General features: G+C 70.0%; 19 protein-coding genes. 11 read left to right on the top strand and 8 right to left on the bottom strand.

What is annotated here, in order from left to right:
- A partial coding sequence (locus VIP82_RS20610; protein WP_331912083.1) for a heavy metal translocating P-type ATPase occupies window positions 1–1,053 on the bottom strand: 1,053 nt, incomplete at its 3' end.
- A complete protein-coding gene (locus tag VIP82_RS20605; protein WP_331912081.1) occupies window positions 1,053–1,262 on the bottom strand; it encodes a heavy-metal-associated domain-containing protein in 210 nt (69 codons plus the stop codon). The genes VIP82_RS20605 and VIP82_RS20610, both read right to left, overlap by 1 nt.
- 312 nt (window positions 1,263–1,574) lie before the next feature.
- On the opposite strand from VIP82_RS20605, the gene VIP82_RS20600 reads away from it, so the two are divergent.
- Window positions 1,575–2,852 carry an ABC transporter substrate-binding protein gene (locus VIP82_RS20600; protein ID WP_331912079.1) on the top strand — a complete coding sequence of 426 codons (1,278 nt, stop codon included), beginning with the start codon at window positions 1,575–1,577 and terminating at the stop codon, window positions 2,850–2,852.
- Between the two features lie 201 nt (window positions 2,853–3,053).
- Here VIP82_RS20600 and VIP82_RS20595 read toward each other — a convergent pair whose 3' ends face one another.
- Genes VIP82_RS20595 through VIP82_RS20580 form a run of 4 tightly spaced genes read right to left on the bottom strand, consistent with a single transcriptional unit; the run spans window position 3,054 to window position 7,029 of the window.
- Entirely contained in the window at window positions 3,054–3,794 is a 741-nt protein-coding gene (locus VIP82_RS20595) for an ABC transporter ATP-binding protein (RefSeq protein ID WP_331912077.1), read from the bottom strand.
- Entirely contained in the window at window positions 3,791–4,801 is a 1,011-nt protein-coding gene (locus VIP82_RS20590) for an ABC transporter ATP-binding protein (RefSeq protein ID WP_331912075.1), read from the bottom strand. The genes VIP82_RS20595 and VIP82_RS20590 overlap by 4 nt, the downstream gene beginning before the upstream one ends.
- Window positions 4,791–5,771, bottom strand: coding sequence for a branched-chain amino acid ABC transporter permease (locus VIP82_RS20585; RefSeq protein WP_331912073.1), 981 nt, complete (start codon window positions 5,769–5,771; stop codon window positions 4,791–4,793). The genes VIP82_RS20590 and VIP82_RS20585 overlap by 11 nt, the downstream gene beginning before the upstream one ends.
- A gap of 10 nt (window positions 5,772–5,781) precedes the next feature.
- The gene (locus tag VIP82_RS20580) at window positions 5,782–7,029 is read right to left on the bottom strand and encodes a branched-chain amino acid ABC transporter permease (RefSeq protein WP_414684713.1); all 1,248 of its coding nucleotides are present in this window, start codon (window positions 7,027–7,029) and stop codon (window positions 5,782–5,784) included.
- Window positions 7,030–7,388: 359 nt separating this feature from the next.
- On the opposite strand from VIP82_RS20580, the gene guaB reads away from it, so the two are divergent.
- A complete protein-coding gene (guaB, locus tag VIP82_RS20575) occupies window positions 7,389–8,891 on the top strand; it encodes an IMP dehydrogenase (RefSeq protein ID WP_308867976.1) in 1,503 nt (500 codons plus the stop codon).
- A 41-nt stretch (window positions 8,892–8,932) separates the two neighbouring features.
- Here the strand turns inward: guaB and VIP82_RS20570 are convergent, their stop codons facing one another.
- Window positions 8,933–10,039, bottom strand: a complete 1,107-nt coding sequence (locus VIP82_RS20570; RefSeq protein WP_331912071.1) for an FAD-dependent oxidoreductase — start codon at window positions 10,037–10,039, stop codon at window positions 8,933–8,935.
- 182 nt (window positions 10,040–10,221) lie between these two features.
- Between VIP82_RS20570 and VIP82_RS20565 the strand changes: the two genes are divergently transcribed.
- Complete coding sequence (locus VIP82_RS20565; protein ID WP_331912069.1) at window positions 10,222–10,845, top strand: TMEM175 family protein; 624 nt, start codon at window positions 10,222–10,224, stop codon at window positions 10,843–10,845.
- Window positions 10,846–10,971: 126 nt separating this feature from the next.
- On the opposite strand, the gene VIP82_RS20560 is transcribed toward VIP82_RS20565, so the two are convergent.
- Entirely contained in the window at window positions 10,972–12,465 is a 1,494-nt protein-coding gene (locus VIP82_RS20560) for an MFS transporter (protein ID WP_331912067.1), read from the bottom strand.
- 87 nt (window positions 12,466–12,552) lie between these two features.
- Here VIP82_RS20560 and VIP82_RS20555 point away from each other — a divergent pair, with 87 nt between their 5' ends.
- The 8 genes from VIP82_RS20555 to VIP82_RS20520 all read left to right on the top strand — a co-directional run.
- The gene (locus VIP82_RS20555) at window positions 12,553–13,209 is read left to right on the top strand and encodes a TetR/AcrR family transcriptional regulator (RefSeq protein ID WP_331912065.1); all 657 of its coding nucleotides are present in this window, start codon (window positions 12,553–12,555) and stop codon (window positions 13,207–13,209) included.
- Window positions 13,210–13,268: 59 nt separating this feature from the next.
- Window positions 13,269–13,547 carry a DUF2277 domain-containing protein gene (locus tag VIP82_RS20550; protein WP_331912063.1) on the top strand — a complete coding sequence of 93 codons (279 nt, stop codon included), beginning with the start codon at window positions 13,269–13,271 and terminating at the stop codon, window positions 13,545–13,547.
- A gap of 143 nt (window positions 13,548–13,690) precedes the next feature.
- Window positions 13,691–15,379 (top strand): ABC-F family ATP-binding cassette domain-containing protein, encoded by a 1,689-nt coding sequence (locus VIP82_RS20545; RefSeq protein ID WP_331912061.1) that lies wholly within the window; start codon window positions 13,691–13,693, stop codon window positions 15,377–15,379.
- 123 nt (window positions 15,380–15,502) lie between these two features.
- The gene (locus VIP82_RS20540; RefSeq protein WP_331912089.1) at window positions 15,503–16,621 is read left to right on the top strand and encodes a GuaB3 family IMP dehydrogenase-related protein; all 1,119 of its coding nucleotides are present in this window, start codon (window positions 15,503–15,505) and stop codon (window positions 16,619–16,621) included.
- Between the two features lie 80 nt (window positions 16,622–16,701).
- Complete coding sequence (locus VIP82_RS20535) at window positions 16,702–17,508, top strand: SURF1 family protein (protein ID WP_331912087.1); 807 nt, start codon at window positions 16,702–16,704, stop codon at window positions 17,506–17,508.
- Between the two features lie 81 nt (window positions 17,509–17,589).
- Complete coding sequence (locus VIP82_RS20530; protein ID WP_331912059.1) at window positions 17,590–18,090, top strand: DUF3817 domain-containing protein; 501 nt, start codon at window positions 17,590–17,592, stop codon at window positions 18,088–18,090.
- 5 nt (window positions 18,091–18,095) lie between these two features.
- Window positions 18,096–19,715, top strand: a complete 1,620-nt coding sequence (guaA, locus tag VIP82_RS20525; RefSeq protein ID WP_331912085.1) for a glutamine-hydrolyzing GMP synthase — start codon at window positions 18,096–18,098, stop codon at window positions 19,713–19,715.
- A gap of 97 nt (window positions 19,716–19,812) precedes the next feature.
- Window positions 19,813–21,107, top strand: a 1,295-nt coding sequence (locus VIP82_RS20520; RefSeq protein ID WP_331912057.1) for a glycosyltransferase, incomplete at its 3' end; no start/stop codon positions are given.

Here is a 21,107-nt window from a genome sequence, read left to right as displayed (position 1 = left end):
GTCGGCGAGGCGCTGCACCTCGGCCTTGCCGGACTGGGCGTCCTCGACGAGCTGCGCGATCCGCGCGAGCTGCGTGCCCTCGCCGACCTGCGTGGCGCGGACGACGAGCCGGCCGCCCGCGTTCACGGTCGCCCCGGCCACGGTGTCACCGACGCCGACCTCGACCGGGACCGACTCCCCCGTGAGCATCGAGGCGTCGACCGCCGAGGAGCCGGTGACGATGACGCCGTCGGTCGCGATCTTCTCCCCCGGGCGAACGACGAACTCGTCGCCGACGGCGAGGTCCTCGACCGGGATCCGGGTCTCGGCGCCGCCACGCAGCACCGCGACGTCCTTCGCGCCGAGCTCCAGCAGCGCGCGCAACGCCGCGCCGGCCTGGCGCTTGGACCGCTTCTCGAAGTACCGCCCGGCGAGCACGAACATCGTGACGCCCGCCGCGACCTCGAGGTAGATGTTGCCGGCGCCGTCGGACGGCGCGACGGTCAGCTCGAACCCGTGCGTCATCCCCGGCTCTCCGGCGGTGCCGAGGAACAGCGCGTACAGGGACCAGAGGAACGCGGCGAGGACACCGAGCGAGACGAGGGTGTCCATCGTCGCCGCCCCGTGCCGCAGGTTGGTCCACGCGGCCTTGTGGAACGGCCACGCCGCCCACAGGACCACCGGGGCCGCGAGCGCGAGCGACGCCCACTGCCAGTACGTGAACTGCAGCGCCGGGATCATCGCGAGCAGGATGACCGGTGTCGACAGCACAATCGACCCGATGAGTCGATGGCGCAGGCTGGTGAGCTCGGGATCGGCCGCGTCGGCGACGGGCTCGGCGGCCGGCGGGGCGGGAAGGGCGGCGGTGTACCCGGTCTTCACGACCTCATCGATGAGCGCCTGCGGGTCCAGTCCCGCCGGAACGCTCACGAACGCCTTCTCCATGGCGTAGTTGACGGATGCCTCGACCCCGTCCAGCCGGTTGAGCCGCTTCTCGATCCGTGCGGCGCATGACGCGCACGTCATCCCGCCGATCTCGAGTTCGACGCGGGCGGGAGTCGAGGCCGCGGCCATCAGGCGCGGACCGCGCTGTAGCCGGCCTCGTCGACGGCCGCGATGACGGCGTCGTCGGCCAGTTCCGTCGAGGCGACGATCGTGAGGGTGCCGGAGGCGGCGCTCACCTGGACGTCTTCGACGCCCGCGAGCTTGGACACCTCGCCGCGCACCGACGCCTCGCAGTGCCCGCAGCTCATTCCCGTCACCTTGTACTCGGCCTGAACCATCTCTTCTCCTCGTGTTGTCGGGCGGCATACCCCTCAGGGGTACATCGCGGAACAGTCTATACCCGCAAGGGGTATGCGGGCCGGTTCGGTTGGGATGGCAGAGCGGCGAGGCCCGGCGAGGCGGCCACCGGCCGATCTCTCCACAGGCGCGGTGCTTGCCGGAGGCGCAGAATTGCCCGCCGATCACGGATTTCAAGCTGTTACAGATCGTTAACGAAAGGCAACATTCCGGGACCCCGGCGGCGATTAGGTTTAGTGCACTGGGTCGGCGCCCGAGCCGTTCCCGTTTGCCATCACACAGCAAGGAGCAACATGAGCGTCTTCACCCGCTCGCGCACGTCCACCGTCCTCGGTGGCATCGCGCTCATCGGCGCCAGCGCCCTCGTCCTCGCCGGCTGCGCCGGCGGCGGCACCGGCGGTGACGAACCCAGCGAGAGTGCGGGGCCCGTCGACGAGCTGAGCCTCAAGCTCGGCACGGCTCTGCCGCAGACCGGCAACCTCGCGTTCCTCGGCCCGCCCGAGGAGGCCGGCGTGGCCTACGCCATGTCGCAGATCAACGACGCGACCGCTGACACCGGCCTCGACCTCGACGTCGTCTTCGGCGACTCGGGCGACACCGACAACAAGGCGTACGAGACCGAGATCCCGCGCCTCCTCGGCGAGGACGTCTCGGCCATCATCGGCGCCGCATCGTCGAGCACGTCGCTGCAGTTCATCGACCAGGTCACCGGTGCGGGCGTCATCCAGTTCTCGCCGGCGAACACGTCCGACGCGTTCACGAGCTACGACGACAACGGTCTGTACTTCCGCACCGCGCCGTCGGACGTCCTCCAGGGCGAGGTGCTCGGCAACCTCATCGCCGAGGACGGCCACCAGACGCTCGGCATGATCGTGCTGAACGACTCGTACGGCACCGGCCTCGCCAAGTACGTCACCGAGGCGTTCGAGGCCGCCGGCGGCGAGGTCGTCGCGGCTCCCACCTACAACACGGGTGACACGAGCTTCGACGCGCAGATCTCCGAGGTCCTCGCGGCCGACCCCGACGCGATCGCGCTGATCACGTTCGAAGAGGTCAAGACGATCCTCCCGAGCCTGTTCGGGCAGTACCCCGCCGAGGACCTCTACTTCGTCGACGGCAACCTGGCCAACTTCGGCGACCAGTTCCCGGCAGGTTCGCTGACGGGCGCGAAGGGCACGTTCCCCGGTCTGTCGCTCGACACGATCACGGACTTCACCGACGCGCTCCAGACCTTCAACACCGATGAGGGCAACGAACCGCTGACGGAGTTCACCTACGCGGCCGAGTCGTACGACGCGACTGTCCTGCTCGCGCTGGCAGCGCTGGCCGCAGGCTCGACCGACGGAACCGCGATGGCCGAGAAGCTGATCGAGGTCTCGGGCGGTTCGGGCGACGGTGAGAAGTGCACCACGTACGCCGAGTGCGCCGCGATCATCGTCGGTGGCGGCACGGCCGACTACGACGGCATCTCCGGCCCGATCACGTTCGACGAGGTCGGCGACCCGACCGAGGCGTCGATCGGCATCTACCAGTTCGGTGACGACAACAAGTACACGGCCTACGAAGGCTGATCGTCTCCTGACGCGAACGGCCCCGGGTCCTCGGACCCGGGGCCGTTCGGCGTTGTGGGCGGCTGTCGGGGCCGCCGGCGTCGCCGGTCGTCTCGAGGCGGCGGGCGCGGGCGCGGCGCGCGTACCCGACGGGCGGGTACACACGGAGACGGGGGGACGGATGCCGCGGCATCCGTCCCCCCGTCGTCGAAGGCGTGCGGACTAGGTGCCCAGTGTGCCCAGGTAGAGCTCGGTGACCTTCGGGTCGTTCAGCAGCTGGCGGCCGGATCCCGTGTAGGCGTCGCGGCCCTGGTCGAGCACGTAGCCGCGGTCGCAGATCTGCAGGCAGCGCCGTGCGTTCTGCTCCACCATGATGCAGGTGACGCCCGCCTTGTTGATCTCGGAGACGCGGATGAATGCCTCGTCCTGCCGGACGGGGGAGAGGCCTGCCGACGGCTCATCGAGCAGCAGCACCTTGGGATCCATCATGAGCGCGCGGCTCATCGCCACCATCTGGCGCTCGCCGCCCGAGAGCGATCCGGCGCGCTGCTTGAGCCGCTTGCCGAGCTCGGAGAAGATCCCCGTGACGAACTCGAGCCGCTCCTTGTAGGCGCTCGGGCGCTGATAGAGCCCCATCTGCAGGTTCTCTTCGATGGTGAGGCTCGGGAACACGTTGTTGTTCTGCGGGATGAAGCCGACGCCGCGCGCGACGAGCTTGTTGGCGCGCAGGCCGGTGATGTCGTCGCCCTCCAGGGTGATCGTGCCGCTGCGCACGTTCACCTGCCCGAAGATCGCCTTCAGCAGAGTCGATTTGCCGGCACCGTTCGGGCCGATGATGCCGATCAGCTCGCCTTCATGGGCGACGAGGCTGCAGCCGTTGAGGATGTTCACCCCGGGCAGGTAGCCGGCGTGGACATCTTCGACGACGACGACGGGTGTGCCCGTCGCAGTGGGAGCGGTCATCGGCCGTCCTCCTCTTCTTCTACTTCTTCCTCCGCGACGCCCGCGTCGACGAGTGCGGCGGCATCCGCCGCGGCGGATGCCGAGGCATCCGTCGTCGGATCGGCCTCGACGACATCGATGCGGCCTGTCACGACGCCCAGATCCAGTTCCTGGTGGGCGCCGAGGTAGGCGTCGATCACGGCGGGGTTGTTCATGACCGTGGTGGGGTCGCCCTCGGCGACGATCTTGCCCTCGGCCATGACGATGACCCAGTCGGCGATGTGGCGCACCATGTTCATGTCGTGCTCGACGAACAGGACCGTCATGCCGAGGTCCTTGAGGTCGAGGATGTGGTCGAGCAGGGACTGCGTGAGTGCCGGGTTGACCCCGGCCATCGGCTCGTCGAGCATGACCAACGTCGGCTCGGTCATGAGCGACCGTGCCATCTCGAGCAGCTTGCGCTGGCCGCCCGACAGGCTGGCGGCGAAGTCGTCGGCTTTCGCGTCGAGCTTGAACTTCTCGAGCAGCACCATCGCGCGGTCTTCGAACTCGGCATCCTGCGATCGCCACAGGGCGGGGATCAGGCTGCCCCAGAACTTCTCGCCGCGTTGATTCTTCGCGCCGAGCTTCATGTTCTCCATCACCGTCAACAGGCCCAGTGCCTTGGTGAGCTGGAACGTCCGGACCAGACCCATGCGCGCCACCTTGTAGGCGGGTACGCCGGACAATGACTTTCCATCGAAGGTCCAGGTGCCATGATCCGGGCGATCGAAACCGGTGAGCAGGTTGAACAGCGTCGTCTTGCCGGCGCCGTTGGGCCCGATGAGCGCGGTGATGGCGTGACGCGGGATCTCGAGGTGCTCGACGTCGACCGCGTTGACGCCGCCGAAGGAACGGCGCACGTCGTCGGCGATGATGATCGGGTCGACCTTCGGGACGCCGGGCACCGCATCGCCGACGTGAAGCCCGGTGGTCTTCGGCCGGGCGACCGGCGCGGCGCCGGTGACCGGGGCGCTTTCACTTGACAAAGGTCAGCTCCTTCTTGTTGCCCAGGAGTCCCTGAGGCATGAAGATCACGAGCAGCATGAGCGCGACGCCGACGAGGATGAAGCGCAGCGTGCCCGCCTGGATCTGCGACAGACCGAACAGCCAGCCGGCCTCGGCCATCGCCGGCAGGACATTCGAGAGGAATGTCTGGAGCGCCCAGAAGATCAGCGAGCCCAGCAGCGGACCGAACACCGTCGCGGCTCCACCGAGGAGGAGCGCCGTCCAGACGAAGAAGGTCAGCGACGTGACGTACACGCCCGGGCTGACCGCGGAGGGCAGGGCGTAGACGATACCGCCGGCCGCCGCGAGGACACCGCCGAGCACGAGCGCCTGCATCTTGTACGAGAAGACGTTCTTTCCGAGCGAGCGTACGGCGTCCTCGTCTTCGCGGATGCCCTTGAGCGTGCGTCCCCACGGGCTGCGCATCAGCATCCACACGACGAGCACCGCGATGCCGATCGTGATGATGCCCATGATGCGCACCCACCATCCGGTCTCGTTGTAGACCCAGGGCCCGAAACCGTACTCGCCGCGCGGGATGGGGTTCGAGGCCCGGAAGCTGGTGTGGTAGCCGCTGAGCCCGTCCGCAGAGCCGGTCACGTCGTCGAACGCCGTCGTGAGGAACATCAGTCGCAGCACTTCGGCCGCCGCGATCGTCACGATCGCGAGGTAATCGCCGCGAAGGCGAAGGGTCGGGATGCCGAGGATCAGCGCGAAGATCGCCGCCGCCCCGAGTCCGATGAGGGCGCCGGCCCACCAGGGGAGGCCGAACGACAGGATCGAGATCGCGTAGCCGTAGGCGCCCATGGCCATGAAGCCCGCGATGCCCATGTTGATGAGGCCGGCATAGCCGAAGTGCACAGCGAGTCCGAGAGCCGCCAGGGCGTAGCCCATCGTCGCCGGGCTGAGGATCGACGAGAGGGTGTTGGAGAGTATCTGCAACCAGTCCATGAGTGTGTCCCTAACCAATCCGCTCGCGTCGGCCCAGGATCCCCTGTGGTCGGAAGAGCAGGATGACGATGAGGATGAACAGTGCGCTGGCGTACTTGAGGTCGGCCGGGATCCACAGGCTCGACACCTCCACCAGGATTCCGACGATCAGCGCACCGACGAGGGCGCCGTACGCGGTGCCGAGTCCGCCGAGGACGACCGCGGCGAACATGAGCAGCAGGATCTGCGCACCCATGTCCCACTTGATGCCCGGGCGGTAGTAGGCGTACAGGATGCCGGCGAGGCCGGCGAGGGCGCCCGCGACGACCCAGACGACGCGCACGACGGCGTCGACGTCGATGCCCGATGCCGCAGCCAGCGACGCGTTGTCGGAGATGGCGCGCGTCGCCTTGCCCGTTCGCGAGCGGGTGAGCCACAGCGCGAAAGCGACGATCACCACGATCGAGATCACCAGCGAGACCATGTCGATGACGCTCATCTGGACGGAGCCGAACAGCGAGATCTTGGACTCCGACGAACCCGGGAGCTGGAGCGTGCCACCGCCGATGAACAGCTGGAAGGTGTAGCGCAGCGCGAGTGAGAGGCCGATGCTGACGATCATCAGCTGCACGACGCCGACCCGACGCCGGCGCAGCGGACGCCACAGGATGACGTCGAGGAACAGTCCGAAGAGGGCGCTAAGCACCACCGCGACCGGATAGCCGAGCCACCACGGCAGCGCGAGGCTCGCAGGCCCGACGAGCATGAAGGCGGCGATGGCGCCGAACGTCACCATCTCGCCGTGCGCGAAGTTCGATATGCCCGTGGTGCCGAACACCAGCGAGAGGCCGATCGCAGCGAGCGCGAGCATCAGGCCGAAGCTGAGGCCCTGGATGATGCGCTGCACGAGCTGGTCGAAGAAGCTCGTGACGTTGCGCTCGCCTTCGCCGATGAAGAAGTTGACGCTCACGCGCCCACCCGGCCCCACCTCGACCTCTTTGACGTTCGGGGTGTCGTCTTCGGGATCGACCACGGCGATCCCCTCGGGGAGGGTGTCTTCGTCGAGCGTCACGACGTAGGTCTCGCCCCGCTCGGGGACGCCCACCCGCCATTGGCCGTTCTCGTCGGTCTCGACCTCTTGGAGGCCGCCGGGGCCGTCGACGGTGAGCGTCACGCCCTCGAGGGGCTCGCCGTCGAGCTGTACGTTGCCGCTGATCCGATAGGGATCGTCTTCAGCGGCCGAAGCGGGTGTCGCAGTGGCGAACAGTCCCAGTGCCACGAGAAACAGAGCGAAGAGAGCGGCTGCCACACGCGCTCGGACGCGTCTCGGGATAGCAGTCGTAGGACCCACAGAACCTCCAGTTCGGCACCACGCGGACACCGAAGCTCGGGTCGCATCGGCCGTGATGACGACGCTACGACTGTAATGTGTCGCCGCTGTTTCGCATACGGTGCGATGTGGATAAGTGATCCGATCGCAACGGGGCAGCCCTCGCCGGCTCGCGCGCCCGCGCGTGCCGTTTACGGCGGGAACAAACGGCCCCGCCCGACGCTTAGAATCGAGTACGGAGCGTCACGAGCGCACCGGCCGTCGCCGTCCACCCCCGAGAGCACGCGCGCGCCGCGCGAGGAGACCCCATGGAGCACAACGACCCCTTCGGCTTCGTCGGACTGACCTACGACGATGTGCTGCTGCTGCCCGGCCACACCGACGTGATCCCCAGTGAGGCCGACACGTCGTCCCGCGTGACGCGACGCATCACCGTCGCGACACCGCTCATCTCTAGCGCGATGGACACGGTGACCGAGTCGCGCATGGCGATCGCCATCGCCCGCGAAGGCGGTCTCGGCATCATCCACCGCAACCTCTCGATCCAGGACCAGGCCTCGATGGTCGACCGCGTCAAGCGCAGCGAGTCCGGGATGATCACCGACCCCATCACGACCACTCCCGACGCGACGATCGAAGAGGTCGACTCCCTCTGCTCGCAGTACCGCATCTCGGGCCTGCCCGTCATCGACGACGACAACCGCCTCGTCGGCATCGTGACCAACCGCGATATGCGCTTCGTCTCGGGCTTCGAGCGCCAGACGACCAAGGTGCGCGACGTGATGACGACCGAGGGCCTGGTCACCGGCCGCGTCGGCATCAGTGCCGGTGAGGTCATCGCCCTGTTCGCCCAGCACCGGGTCGAGAAGCTGCCGCTCATCGACGAGGACGGCACCCTCGCAGGCCTCATCACCATCAAGGACTTCGACAAGAGCGAGAAGTACCCGCTCGCCACCAAGGACGAGCAGGGCCGTCTCCGCGTCGGCGCGGCGATCGGCTTCTTCGGCGACGCGTGGCAGCGCGCCGAGGCGCTCCGCGACGCCGGTGTCGACGTGCTCGTCGTCGACACCGCCAACGGCCAGTCGGCCGGCGTCATCGACATCGTCCGCCGCCTCAAGGCCGACGCCAGCTTCGACCACATCGACATCATCGGCGGCAACGTCGCGACCCGCGAGGGTGCCCAGGCGCTCATCGACGCCGGTGTCGACGCCGTCAAGGTCGGCGTCGGACCGGGCTCGATCTGCACCACGCGCGTCGTCGCCGGTGTGGGCGTGCCCCAGGTGACGGCCGTGTACGAGGCGTACCTGGCCGCCCGGGAGGCGGGTGTGCCGGTGATCGCCGACGGCGGCCTGCAGTATTCGGGCGACATCGCCAAGGCGCTCGTCGCCGGAGCCGACACCGTCATGCTCGGTTCGCTCCTCGCCGGCACCGACGAGTCGCCGGGCGAGATCGTCTTCCAGGGCGGCAAGCAGTTCAAGCAGTATCGCGGCATGGGCTCGCTCGGCGCGCTGCAGACGCGGGGCAAGAAGACGTCCTACTCCAAGGACCGCTACTTCCAGGCCGACGTCCCGAGCGACGACAAGCTCATCCCCGAGGGCATCGAGGGCCAGGTCGCGTACCGCGGCCCCGTGTCGGCTGTCGCGTACCAGCTCGTCGGCGGCCTGCGCCAGTCGATGTTCTATGTCGGCGCCCGCACGATCGACGAGCTCAAGGCCAAGGGCAAGTTCGTGCGCATCACCGCGGCCGGTCTCAAGGAGTCGCACCCGCACGACGTCCAGATCGTCGTCGAGGCCCCCAACTACAAGAAGTAGCCCCTGCGTCGGGACCTGCGAGCGGATGCCGCGGCGCAGGGTCAGCGGATCCGGAACGCCTCGGCGGCTCGGGCGGTGTCGTCGGTCGCGAGGTCGGCGAGCACCGAGCCGACCGCCGGGGTGAACTTGAACCCGTGACCGGAGAAGCCGGCGCCGACGACGATGCGGCCGCGGCGGTCGAGGATGAAGTCCTCGGAGTCCGTCGACGCGTACGTGCAGCTGATCGGCTCGGCAGAGTCGGGGTCGAGTCCGGGGAACCACTCGGCGACGTAGTCGCGCAGAGCCGCAGCGAGCTCGGGCACGGGCCGGAAGGTGCGGTGGTCGGGGTCGACGACCGGTCCGACGTGGTGGAAGCCCACCTTCACGCCCTCGCCCGGCGTGGGCATCCCGTACGTCGGACCCGGGTAGATCCCGCGCGGGACGAGATGGTTGAACGACGGCCATCGGGCGTCCGGTGAGGTCGAGGCGAAGTGCGCCGGGCTCTCTTCGGTCACCGTCAGCCGGGGGAGCGGGAACGACGCGGGCAGCACGCCGGGGGTCCAGGCGCCCGACGTGACCACCGTCGTGTCGGCCACGATGTCGTAGCGGTGCTCGCCGTCGTCGATGGTGAGCGCGACGCCGTCGCCGCGTTCTGCGAGGGCGACGACGCGGTGGCCGTAGCGGACGTCGGCGCCATGGCGGCGTGCGCCGACCTCGAGGGCATCCAAGGCCGCCGCGGCCCGCACCACGCCGGCGTCGGGGGTGAACAGCACGTCGCCGTCGAACCGCATCCCGCTCCAGCGGCGCGTTGCGTCGACCGCTCGGAGGATCTCGGCGCGCTCGCCGCGCGCGACGAGTGCGTCATGCACCTGGGCGACCACCGCATCGTCGCCGTGGGTGAGCAGCCCGTGCAGCCGCAGCAGCGGCTCGCCGGTCGTGCGCGAGAGCTCGTCCCACTCGGTGCGCGCGAGGGCGAGCAGGTCGAGGTAGTGCGCCGCGGCGTAGGCGTTGTTGAAGTTGCGGGTCGCACCGTGGGACGCGCCGCGCGAGTGACCGCGCGCGAACCGTTCGAGGGCGAGCACCCGGTGACCGCGCCGGGCGAGCTGCCAGGTCGTCGCGAGTCCCATGGCGCCGGCGCCGACGACGACATACGGAACGTGCTCGGTCACGGGAAGGTCCTCCACGGGTATCGGGCTCAGGCCGGCGGCGCCGACGCGAAGCGCGCCGCAGGCGCCGGCTGCGGCATCCGTCCTCCATCCTCGCGCAGCGCACGTGGGCGACCGGCAGGGGAGTCGGAGTATGACGCCCGGCGATCCCCGCATGCGCGGCCGTGTGTCGCTACCCTGGCGCCATGATCAGGCAGCGGCAGCATCCTGCGGCGACTCTGCGCACCACGCGCCTCGAGGCATTCACCGACGGCGTGTTCGCGATCGCGGCGACACTGCTGGTGCTCGACCTGACGACGCACTCGCTCGGCGAAGTCGAGTCCGACACTCAGATGTGGAACGCGCTGGGCAGCATGTACGAGCTGTTCATCAACTTCGCGATCAGCTTCGCGCTGCTCTGCCTGCTCTGGATCGTCCACGTGCGGCAGTTCGAGCACATCGCGCGGGTCGACTCCATGATGCTGTGGCTCAACAACGCGCGCCTGCTGTTCATCGTCCTGGTGCCTTTCGCGACGGGGCTGATGACCGAGTACGAGGAGTACTACGCGGGCCGCCTCGCGATGCCCGTCACCTTCTTCCTCGCCATCCTGTTCAGCTGGGTGCAGTGGCAGTGGGCGGTCGGCCATCGTGAGGTCATGCTGCCCGACATGAGCGCCGCGGATGCCGCCGCCTACGGTCGCGGCTCGCTCAGCGCCCTGCTGATCAGCGGAATGGTCGTCATCCTGTCGCCGTGGATCGGGTCGGCCGCGTTCCTGCTGTTCCTGCTCGACGGCGTCCTCACCCGCGTGCTGCACGGAAAAGGCGACTGAGCGCCATGCCATCGGCCGGGGCGCCGGCCGCGCGCGGGATCATGTGCTCTCGCCGAGTGCACATGTCTGCGGCGCGCGGAGCATGCGGTTTCGGCGAGAGCACATGATGTGGACCGGCACGCGGGCTCAGCGCGCGGTGCCCACGGGCTCAGGGGAGCCGGCGCCCGTCGGCGCGAAGGGCTCGGTCCCGGCGGTGGCGGAATCGGCGGCGGCGGTGCCGGCATCCGTCGCCTTGCCGGACGGGAGCCACAGCGCCACGACAGTTGCCGCGAGCAGCACCGCCGCACCGGTGAACACCGCCGGACGCGCCGCGTCGACGTAGAGATCGGGCATGAGCTCGCCGCCGGCGCTCACGAAGATCGCGGTCATCACGGCGGTGCCGAGTGCGACGCCGAGCTCGCGGACGGTCGAGTTCACGCCGGACGCCTTCGCGTGGTCGACGAGTCCGAGGGTGGCGAGCAGGGCGGTCGCCGATGGGGCGAACACGAGCGCCATGCCGACGCCGGCCATCACGAACGGGACGATGAGCGCCGGGTAGTCGAGGTCGGTCGACATGATCGCCGCGATCCAGGTCAGCGCGGCACCCTGCAGGGCGAGGCCGAGCACCAGCAGCACCCGTGTACCGACGCGGGGAGCCAGGATGCCGGCGATCGGGGCGACGATCATCGGCGCGAGGGTCCACGGCGTGGTCTGGACCGCGGCCTCGAGCGGGGTCGAGCCCTGCACCACCTGCAGGTACTGGATGAGGATGAACACCGAGCCGAAGGTGCCGAAGCTGAACGCGAAGCCGACGATGTTCGTGATCGAGAACGAACGGTCGCGGAACAGCCGCAGCGGCATCAGCGGGGCCTTCGCCCGCATCTGCCACACCAGGAACCCGGCGATCAGGAGCGCGCCGAGGACGATCTCGACGATGACGCCGGGAGAGTCCCAGCCGTCGTCGTTGCCGCGCACGATCGCGTGGACGAGTGCCAGCACGCCGGCTGCCGCGAGCACGGCTCCGGGAACGTCGATGCGGGCGCGCGCGCCGAAGTCGTTGTTGAGCACGACCAGTGCGAGCGGGATCGCGATGAGGGCGACGGGCACGTTGATCCAGAAGATCGCCTGCCAGTCCCAGCCCTCCATGATCGCGCCCCCGACAAGGGGACCGACGGCGACGCCCAGGCCGGAGACGCCGCCCCAGATGCCGATGGCGAGCGCCCGTCGGGCGGGCGGGACCGCGCCGCTCAGGAGCGCCAGCGACAGCGGCATGACGCCCGCCGCCCCGAGGCCCTGCACGGCGCGGGCGGCGATGAGCTGGCCGGGATCGGTGCTGAGCGCGGCGAGTACCGAGCCGGCGCCGAAGACGGCGATGCCGATGGCGAACAGCGTGCGGCGGCCGAAGCGGTCGCCGAGCGCCGAGGCGATGAGGATCGCGCTGGCGAACGCGAGCGTGTACGCGTTGACGAACCATTGCAGCTCCTCGACGCTCGCCCCCATCTCGCTGTGCAGGACGGGCAGGGCGTTGGTCATGACGAGGTTGTCGAGCGTGGCCATGAACATCGGGAGGGATGCCGCGGCCACCACGAGCGCGAACGGACGCGGTCGCCGCGTGCGCGGGGCGAGGGAGGTGTCGGTCATGAGAAGCTCCGGTTGTAATCGAATGATTACCACAATGTAGTAATCGACTGATTACAAAGTCAAGTCATTCGCTGATAACCTCATGACATGACTTCTGTGCAGCGGGACGGCAGCGGCGCCACCGCTCTCGATGAGCCGGTCGAGACCGGCAAGCGCCTGTCGTCCGACGAACGGCGTCGCCAGATCCTGGTGGCCGCGCTCGCCGTCTTCGGAACCCGCGGGTACGAGGGTGCGACGACCGACGAGGTGGCCCGCGCCGCCGGGGTCAGCCAGCCGTACGTCGTGCGGCTGTTCGGCTCCAAGGAGAACCTGTTCCTCGCGGCGATCGAGGACGCCCTCACGCGGCTGCTCGCGGCGTTCCGTGCCGCGCTCGCCGTGGACGAGGGCGACGGCCTCACCGCCGCCAAGCGGATCGGCCAGGCCTATGTCGACCTCATCGAGGTGCGGGGCCTGCACCAGACCCTCGCGCACGCGTACCTCCTGGGCAGCAACCCGGTGATCGGCGCCGCCGCGCGCCGCGGGTTCGCGGCGGTGTGGCGATTCTTCCGCGAGGAGATGGGGCTCGACGCCGACGAGGCCCGCGCCTTCATGGCCGAGGGCATGCTGATCAGCACGATGATCGGGCTGCGCATCGTCGACGACTACGGGTCGGACCCCCAGATCACCGAGCTCTTCCGCTCCTGCTTCCCGAGCGAGCTGCCGCACGTGCTCGATGTCCTTCCTCGGGGTGACGAACGCTGGTGACAGCGGGGGACGTATGCCGCGTCTGGCCGCCGTCGGAGCCGCGGCGTATCGTCGGGGGCATGTGCCGGAACATCCACACGCTCCACAACTTCGAGCCCGCGGCGAGCTCCGACGAGGTGCACGCGGCTGCCCTCCAGTACGTGCGCAAGATCGCGGGCACCACCAAGCCCTCGAAGGCGAATCAGGAGGCGTTCGACCGCGCCGTCCACGAGATCGCCCACCTCACGCAGCACCTGCTCGACGACCTCGTCGCGACGGCGCCGCCCAAGAACCGCGAGGTCGAGGCGGCGAAGGCGCGCGAGCGGGCGATCAAGTCCGGCCGGTACGCCGCGGCCTGATGCTCGGCCTCCGCGCCGGGGTGCGTGCCGTCGGACGCGCGAGACGAGACGCGGCCTCGACCACGCGAGTGCCCCGGTTGAGATAGTCTGGTCGGCTCCCTGATCGGCGACGGATGCCGCACCGGAGCAGACAGGGACACACCGTGGGTTACATCGACATCGCCGCCGTCTCGTATGCGCTGCCGGACGGACGTCCGCTGCTCGACGAGGTCTCGTTCCGCGTCGGCGAGGGATCGACGACCGCGCTGATCGGGCAGAACGGGGCGGGCAAGACCACTCTGCTGCGGATCATCCGCGACGAGATCTCGGCGCACGGCGGCGTCGTGCAGATCGACGGCGGACTCGGCGTCATGGACCAGTTCGTGGGCCACGGCGGGCCCGGGCAGACCGTCCACGATCTGCTGATCGCCGTCGCACCCGATCGAGTGCGCCGCGCCGCGCGCGAGTTGGAAGACGCCGAGGCGGCCATCATCGAGCGCGACGACCTCGACACCCAGATGCGGTACGCCGGGGCGCTCGCCGACTACGCCGAGGCGGGCGGCTACGAGTACGAGACCGTCTGGGACACCTGCACGACCGCGGCACTCGGCATCCCGTTCTCGCGTGCCCGGTTCCGCGAGCTGACGACGCTGTCGGGCGGGGAGCAGAAGCGGCTCGCGCTCGAGGCGCTGCTGCGCGGGCCTGACCAGGTGCTGCTGCTGGACGAGCCCGACAACTATCTCGACGTGCCGGGCAAGCGGTGGCTGGAGGAGCGCCTGCGCGAGACCCAGAAGACCGTGCTGCTCGTGTCTCACGACCGTGAGCTGCTGGCGCGCGCCGCCGACCGCATCGTGACCCTCGAGGTCGGCGGCGCGGGCAGCACCGCGTGGGTGCACGGCGGCGGGTTCGGCACGTATCACCGTGCTCGCGACGACCGCATGGCGCGACTCGACGAGCTGCGCCGGCGCTGGGATGAGCAGCACGTCAAGCTCAAGGAGCTCGTCGCGACCCTCAAGGTGAAGGCCACCGCGAACGACACGTTCACGTCGCGCTACCGCGCCGCCCAGACGCGGCTGCGCAAGTTCGAGGAGGCCGGCCCGCCGCAGGAGCGGCCGAGGGATCAGGACCTCGACGTGCGGCTGCGCGGTGCGCGCACCGGGCGGCGCGCGGTCGTCGCGGAGCAGCTGGAGCTCACCGGCCTCATGCGGCCCTTCGACGTCGAGGTGTGGTTCGGCGACCGGGTCGCGGTGCTGGGGTCGAACGGCTCGGGCAAGTCGCACTTCCTGCGGATGCTCGCGCGCGGCGGCACCGATCCCGACGGCCGGCTCGGGCACCTGACGACGACGGGTGCGGCGCTCGATCCGGTCGCGCACACCGGGCGCGCGATCCTCGGCGCGCGCGTCGTTCCCGGCTGGTTCGCGCAGACCCACCGTCACCCCGAGTTCGACGGAAAGACGCTGCTCGACATCCTGCACCGCGGCGAGGATGCACGAGCCGGGCTTCCGCGTGAGGCGGCGAGCAGCGCGCTCGATCGCTACGGCCTCGTCGGCCAGGCCGAGCAGACGTTCGACAGCCTGTCGGGCGGCCAGCAGGCGCGTTTCCAGATCCTGCTGCTCGAGCTCTCGGGCGCGACGCTGCTGCTCCTCGACGAGCCGACCGACAACCTCGACCTCGTCTCGGCCGAGGCGCTGCAGGACGCCCTCGCCCGCTTCGAGGGCACCGTGCTCGCCGTCACGCACGACCGCTGGCTCGCGAAGTCCTTCGACCGCTTCCTGGTGTTCGGCTCCGACGGCCGGGTGTTCGAGTCCGGCGAGCCGGTCTGGGACGAGACCCGCGTCGCGCGGGCGCGCTGAGGGTGACGGATGCCGCCGCCCGCGGCATCCGTCCCCCGCCCCGTCCTCTGCCTCCGCCCCGAACCCGGGGGAACCTGCGGATCCGGCCGCGCGGAGCCCGGCGGGTAGGCTGGTCGGGTGAGCATGGACATCGAGCTCGGCCGGGCCAAGCGCGCGCGTCGCGCCTACACGTTCGACGACATCGCGGTGGTGCCCTCGCGGCGCACGCGCAACCCCGAGGACGTCTCGACCACGTGGACGATCGACGCATTCAGCTTCGACATCCCGGTCCTGGGTGCACCCATGGACTCGGTCGTCAGCCCGCGCACGGCGATCATGCTGGGTCAGCTCGGCGGCCTCGGCGTGCTCGACCTCGAAGGCCTCTGGACGCGCTACGACGACCCCGAGCCGCTGCTGGCCGAGATCGCCGGGCTCGACAAGACCGCTGCGACCCGCCGCATGCAGGAGCTGTACGCCGAGCCGATCAAGCCGGAGCTCGTGCGGGACCGCCTGGCCGAGATCCGCGCCGCCGGCGTGACCGTGGCCGGCGCCCTGACGCCGCAGCGCACACAGGAGCTGTACGAGACGGTCGTCGCCGCCGGCGTCGACCTGTTCGTCATCCGCGGCACGACGGTGTCGGCGGAGCACGTGTCGAGCGTCGATCAGCCGCTCAACCTCAAGAAGTTCATCTACGACCTCGATGTGCCGGTCATCGTCGGCGGGGCGTCCACCTACACCGCCGCGCTGCACCTGATGCGCACCGGCGCCGCCGGCGTGCTGGTCGGCTTCGGCGGGGGAGCGGCGTCGACGACGCGCGCCACGCTGGGCCTGCACGCTCCCATGGCCACCGCGGTCGCGGATGTCGCCGGCGCGCGTCGCGACTACCTCGACGAGTCGGGCGGACGCTACGTGCACGTCATCGCCGACGGCGGTGTGGGAACGTCGGGCGACATCGTCAAGGCGATCGCGATGGGTGCGGATGCCGTCATGCTCGGTGTCGCGCTCGCGCGCGCCACGGATGCCCCGGGCCGGGGCTTCCACTGGGGGCCCGAGGCGCACCACGCCAAGCTGCCCCGCGGGCGTCGCGTGAAGGTCGACCAGGTCGCCTCGCTGGAGGAGGTGCTGTACGGGCCGGCTCCGGTCGCCGACGGCACCGCGAACCTCATCGGTGCGCTGCGCAAGTCGATGGCCACGACCGGATACTCCGACCTCAAGGAGTTCCAGCGCGTCGAGGTCGTCGTCGCGCCGTACGCCGCGGGATGACGGATGCCATGACGGAGCCCCGCCCGGACGGTGCGGCGGACCTCGCGCCCGAGGTGTTCCCGCCGACGCTGCGCGAGGTGATGCTGCGCCCGCGATGGATCGGGATGCTGCTGCTGTGCCTGGTCGTCGCGGCCGTGTTCGCGTGGCTCGGGCAGTGGCAGCTGGGTCGCGCCGTGCAGACGAATCCGCTGCCGCCCGGTGCGACCGAGGAAGTGCAGGAGCTCGCCGACGTCGCTGCCCCCGGCGAGTACCTCCCCGAGCCGCTCGTGGGGCAGCGGGTAGAGACCGCCGGCAGGTGGGTGCCCGAGGACTTCGTCATCGTGCAGTCCCGATTCAACGACGGCGTCGAGGGCTACTGGGTGACCGGTCAGCTGCGCATCGACCCGACGCGCACCGAGACCTCCGCCCCCACGTCGGTCGCGGTGGCCCTCGGGTGGGCCGCCACCGAGGAGGACGCCCGCGCGGCCATCGAGAAGCTCGAAGCCGAGGCGGCCGCGGGCGACACCGTCGACGTCACGGGACGCCTGATCTCGGACGAGGGACCGGTGCTGCCGCCGCGCGGCGCCGATCCGCAGACGCTGACACGGATGTCGCCCGCCGCCCTGCTGGGGCAGTGGCACGACGTCTCGGGGCTCTTCGTCTACCGTCCCTACGTGGCGTCCGTGGACGCCGTCGCCGGCCTCGACGCGATCTCCTCTCCGGCGCCCGCGGAAGGATCGGGCATCAACTGGCTCAACATCTTCTACGCGCTCGAGTGGGCCGTGTTCGCCGGTTTCGCGTTCTACCTCTGGTACCGCCTGGCGAAGGATGCCTGGGAGAAGGAGATCGAGGACTTCGAGGACGCTCGCCGTGAGCCGGGCGACGAGCCGGAGCCCTCGGCATCCTGACTCGGCAGCCGCCGGCTCGGACGACGGCCGGGTGGGTTGGCCCCGACGGTCGCGGCGGAATCCCGCGGGTAGACTGGCATCATGCCCCGCGCCCCGAAGCTCGCTTCCTTTCCGGCGATCCGCGGAGCCCTGAAGTTCTACCAGGTCTGCTCCATCATCACGGGCACGATGCTGCTCCTGCTGGTGGCCGAGATGATCGTCAAGTACGCGGTCGGCTACGAGCTGTTCCTGGGAGGCTCCGGCGGGTTCCTGTGGTTCGCACCGGTCGTCGAGACCGCCTCAGGTCTCGAGTCGACGGGCGACGGGTTCAACCTGTCGCTCGGCATCCTCGTCGCCCATGGCTGGTTCTACGTCGTCTACCTCATCTCGTGCTTCCGCGTGTGGAGCCTCATGCGCTGGAACCTCGGGCGCCTGGCCATGCTCGCCGCCGGCGGCATCGTGCCGCTGCTGTCCTTCTTCATGGAGGCGCGCGTCGCGCGCGACGTGAAGACCTACCTGTCCGAGCGTGAAGCCGCTGAGCTGCACTCGCGCTCCGAACACTCGTCCCTCACTCACGCGATCCCGACGGAGAACAAGCGTTGACCGAACTGCCATCCTCTGCCGCGGCCGAGGCACAGACCTCCCCTGAGCCGGCTGCGGCCACCGAGCAGCGTCCCGTCCTCGTCGTCGACTTCGGCGCCCAGTACGCGCAGCTGATCGCACGTCGCGTGCGCGAGGCGGGCGTCTACAGCGAGATCGTGCCGCATACCGTGAGCGCCGCAGACATCGCCGCCAAGAACCCGGTCGGCATCATCCTGTCGGGCGGTCCCTCGTCGGTGTACGAAGAGGGCGCACCGGCGCTCGACACGGGCGTCTTCGACCTCGGTCTGCCGACGCTCGGCATCTGCTACGGCTTCCAGGTGATGGCGCAGGCGCTGGGCGGCGAGGTCGCCCACACCGGACTCCGCGAGTACGGGGCGACGGATGCCGCGGTCACGGGCGACGGCGGCGTGCTGCTGGGCGGCCAGCCGGTCGACCAGAACGTGTGGATGAGCCACGGCGACCAGGTCGCCAAGGCGCCGGAGGGCTTCGATGTCCTCGCCTCGACGAGCGCCACCCCGGTGGCGGCGTTCGGCAGCGACGAGCGCCGCCTCTACGGCGTGCAGTGGCACCCCGAGGTGAAGCACTCCGACTACGGGCAGAACGTCATCGAGAACTTCCTGCACAAGGCCGCGGGCCTTGCCGCCGACTGGAACAGCGGCAACGTCATCGCCGAGCAGGTCGAGCGCATCCGCGCGCAGATCGGCTCGGGCCGCGTGATCTCCGCCCTCTCGGGCGGCGTCGATTCCGCGGTCTCGACCGCGCTCGTCCACGAGGCCGTCGGCGACCAGCTGACCGCGATCTTCGTCGACCACGGGCTGCTGCGGAAGGGCGAGCGGGAGCAGGTCGAGAACGACTACGTCGCGTCGACCGGCGTGCGCCTCATCACGATCGACGCGCGCGAGCAGTTCCTGTCGGCGCTCGAGGGCGTGAGCGACCCCGAGCAGAAGCGCAAGATCATCGGCCGCGAGTTCATCCGCTCGTTCGAGGCGGCCGAGCGCGAGCTCGTCGCCGAGGCGGCGGCCGACGGCGAGCCCATCCGCTTCCTCGTGCAGGGCACGCTGTATCCCGACGTGGTCGAGTCGGGCGGCGGCACCGGCACCGCGAACATCAAGTCGCACCACAACGTCGGCGGCCTCCCCGAAGACCTGCAGTTCGAGCTCGTCGAGCCGCTGCGCACCCTGTTCAAGGACGAGGTGCGGGCCATCGGTCGCGAGCTCGGCCTCCCCGAGGCGATCGTCGCCCGCCAGCCGTTTCCGGGCCCCGGCCTCGGCATCCGGATCGTGGGTGAGGTCACCGCTGACCGTCTCGAGATTCTGCGCGATGCCGACGCCATCGCCCGCGAAGAGCTGACGAAGGCCGGCCTCGACGGTGAGATCTGGCAGTGCCCCGTCGTGCTGCTCGCCGACGTGCGTTCGGTCGGCGTGCAGGGCGACGGCCGCACCTACGGCCACCCGATCGTGCTGCGTCCGGTGTCGTCCGAGGACGCGATGACCGCGGACTGGACGCGTCTGCCCTACGACGTGCTCTCGAAGATCTCGAACCGCATCACCAACGAGGTGCGCGAGATCAACCGCGTCGTCCTCGACGTGACCTCGAAGCCGCCGGGGACCATCGAGTGGGAGTGACTCAGCGGGCGCCTCGGACCTTCGGGTCCGGGGCGTCACTGCTTTCTCCCGGCTGTCCGCGCGCCGGTTCTTCCGACACGTGCGGGAGGATGGACGCGTGACTGCGGCCCCCGACAACCCGCTGCCCGATGCCGACTACGTGCTGGTCGGCAGCCGTGTAGCACTGGGACTCGACGGCGGCTTCGCCGTCGCCGTCCCGACCCGAGTGCGGTTGCTGGCATCCGCCGGGGCGCCGGACCCGCTGCAGCTGAGCGTCGACGGGGCTTCGCCGCAGGTGCACGCCGCCCAGCGGCAGGCGTTCGTCGACGCCGGGCTGCTCGAGCGCACGACGTCGGCCCGCAACCTCTTCGACGACGTCCTCGGGGATCCCTCCTGGCTGTTCGCGGCCGGGGAGCCGGCAGGCGACGCCGATCGCGAGCCGGGCGTCGAGTACCGAGAGGTGACGCTTCCTGCGGGCGGGCCGATCGTGTCGCTGCCGGTGTTCAGGGACGACCCGACATGGCATCTCTCGGATGCCGCGATCATCGTGCACGCGCCGGGCGGCCACCGCGTGCTCCGCGGATTCCGCAGCCTGTACGCCGCGTGGCTGACCCACCTCGCCGACGAGCGGCGCACGGCCGCCGGGGATCCCGAGCGGATGCTCGTCGTGATCTTCGAGTCGCGTCAGATCGGCGAGGCCATGGTCGGCTGGGACGACCCGCGCGTGCGTCTCGTGCACACCGTTCACAACTCGCACCTGCCGCCACCCCATGACGACCCCGACGCGCCGGTGACCGGCATGTGGCAGCGGTGGCTCTCGACGGTCGACCGCTATGACGCGGTGCTGTGGCCGACCGCCGCGCAGCGCGACGAGGTGGCGGCGCGCTTCGGCGACCCCGGCACGTTCCACGTCGTGCCGAACACGATCGAGCTCGGCGCCGAGCCACCTGACGCGGCATCCCGCGATCCGCGCCAGGTCGTGATGCTCAACCGGCTCGCGCCGCAGAAGCGCGTCGACCTCGCGATCCGCGCGTGGGCGCGGGTCGCCGCCGCCGTACCCGACGCGCACCTCGACATCTACGGCGACGGCCCGCTCCGCGACGAGCTGCAGGAGCTCATCGACGAGCTCGGGCTCGCGGCATCCGTGACCCTCCGCGGCGCGACCGACGACCGCGACGCGATCTTCGACCGCGCCGCCCTCTTCGTCACATCGACCGCGTTCGAGGGGCAGGGGCTGTCGATCGCCGAGGCGCTCGCGCGCGGGTTGCCGGTTGTGTCGACCGACGTCCGCTACGGGCCGCGCGAGGCGGTCGGAGACGCGGGGGTGCTGGTCGCCACCGGCGACGTCGACGGCCTCGCGGTCGCGATCATCGAGCTGCTCCGAGACGACGCCCGACGCGCCCACCTGTCGGT

Origin of the sequence: Microbacterium sp., from assembly GCF_036566905.1 — a bacterium.
Classification (GTDB): Bacteria; Actinomycetota; Actinomycetes; order Actinomycetales; family Microbacteriaceae; genus Microbacterium.
The sequence above is the reverse complement of the archived record's forward strand: the minus strand, read 5'-3'. Positions and strand labels throughout refer to the sequence as shown.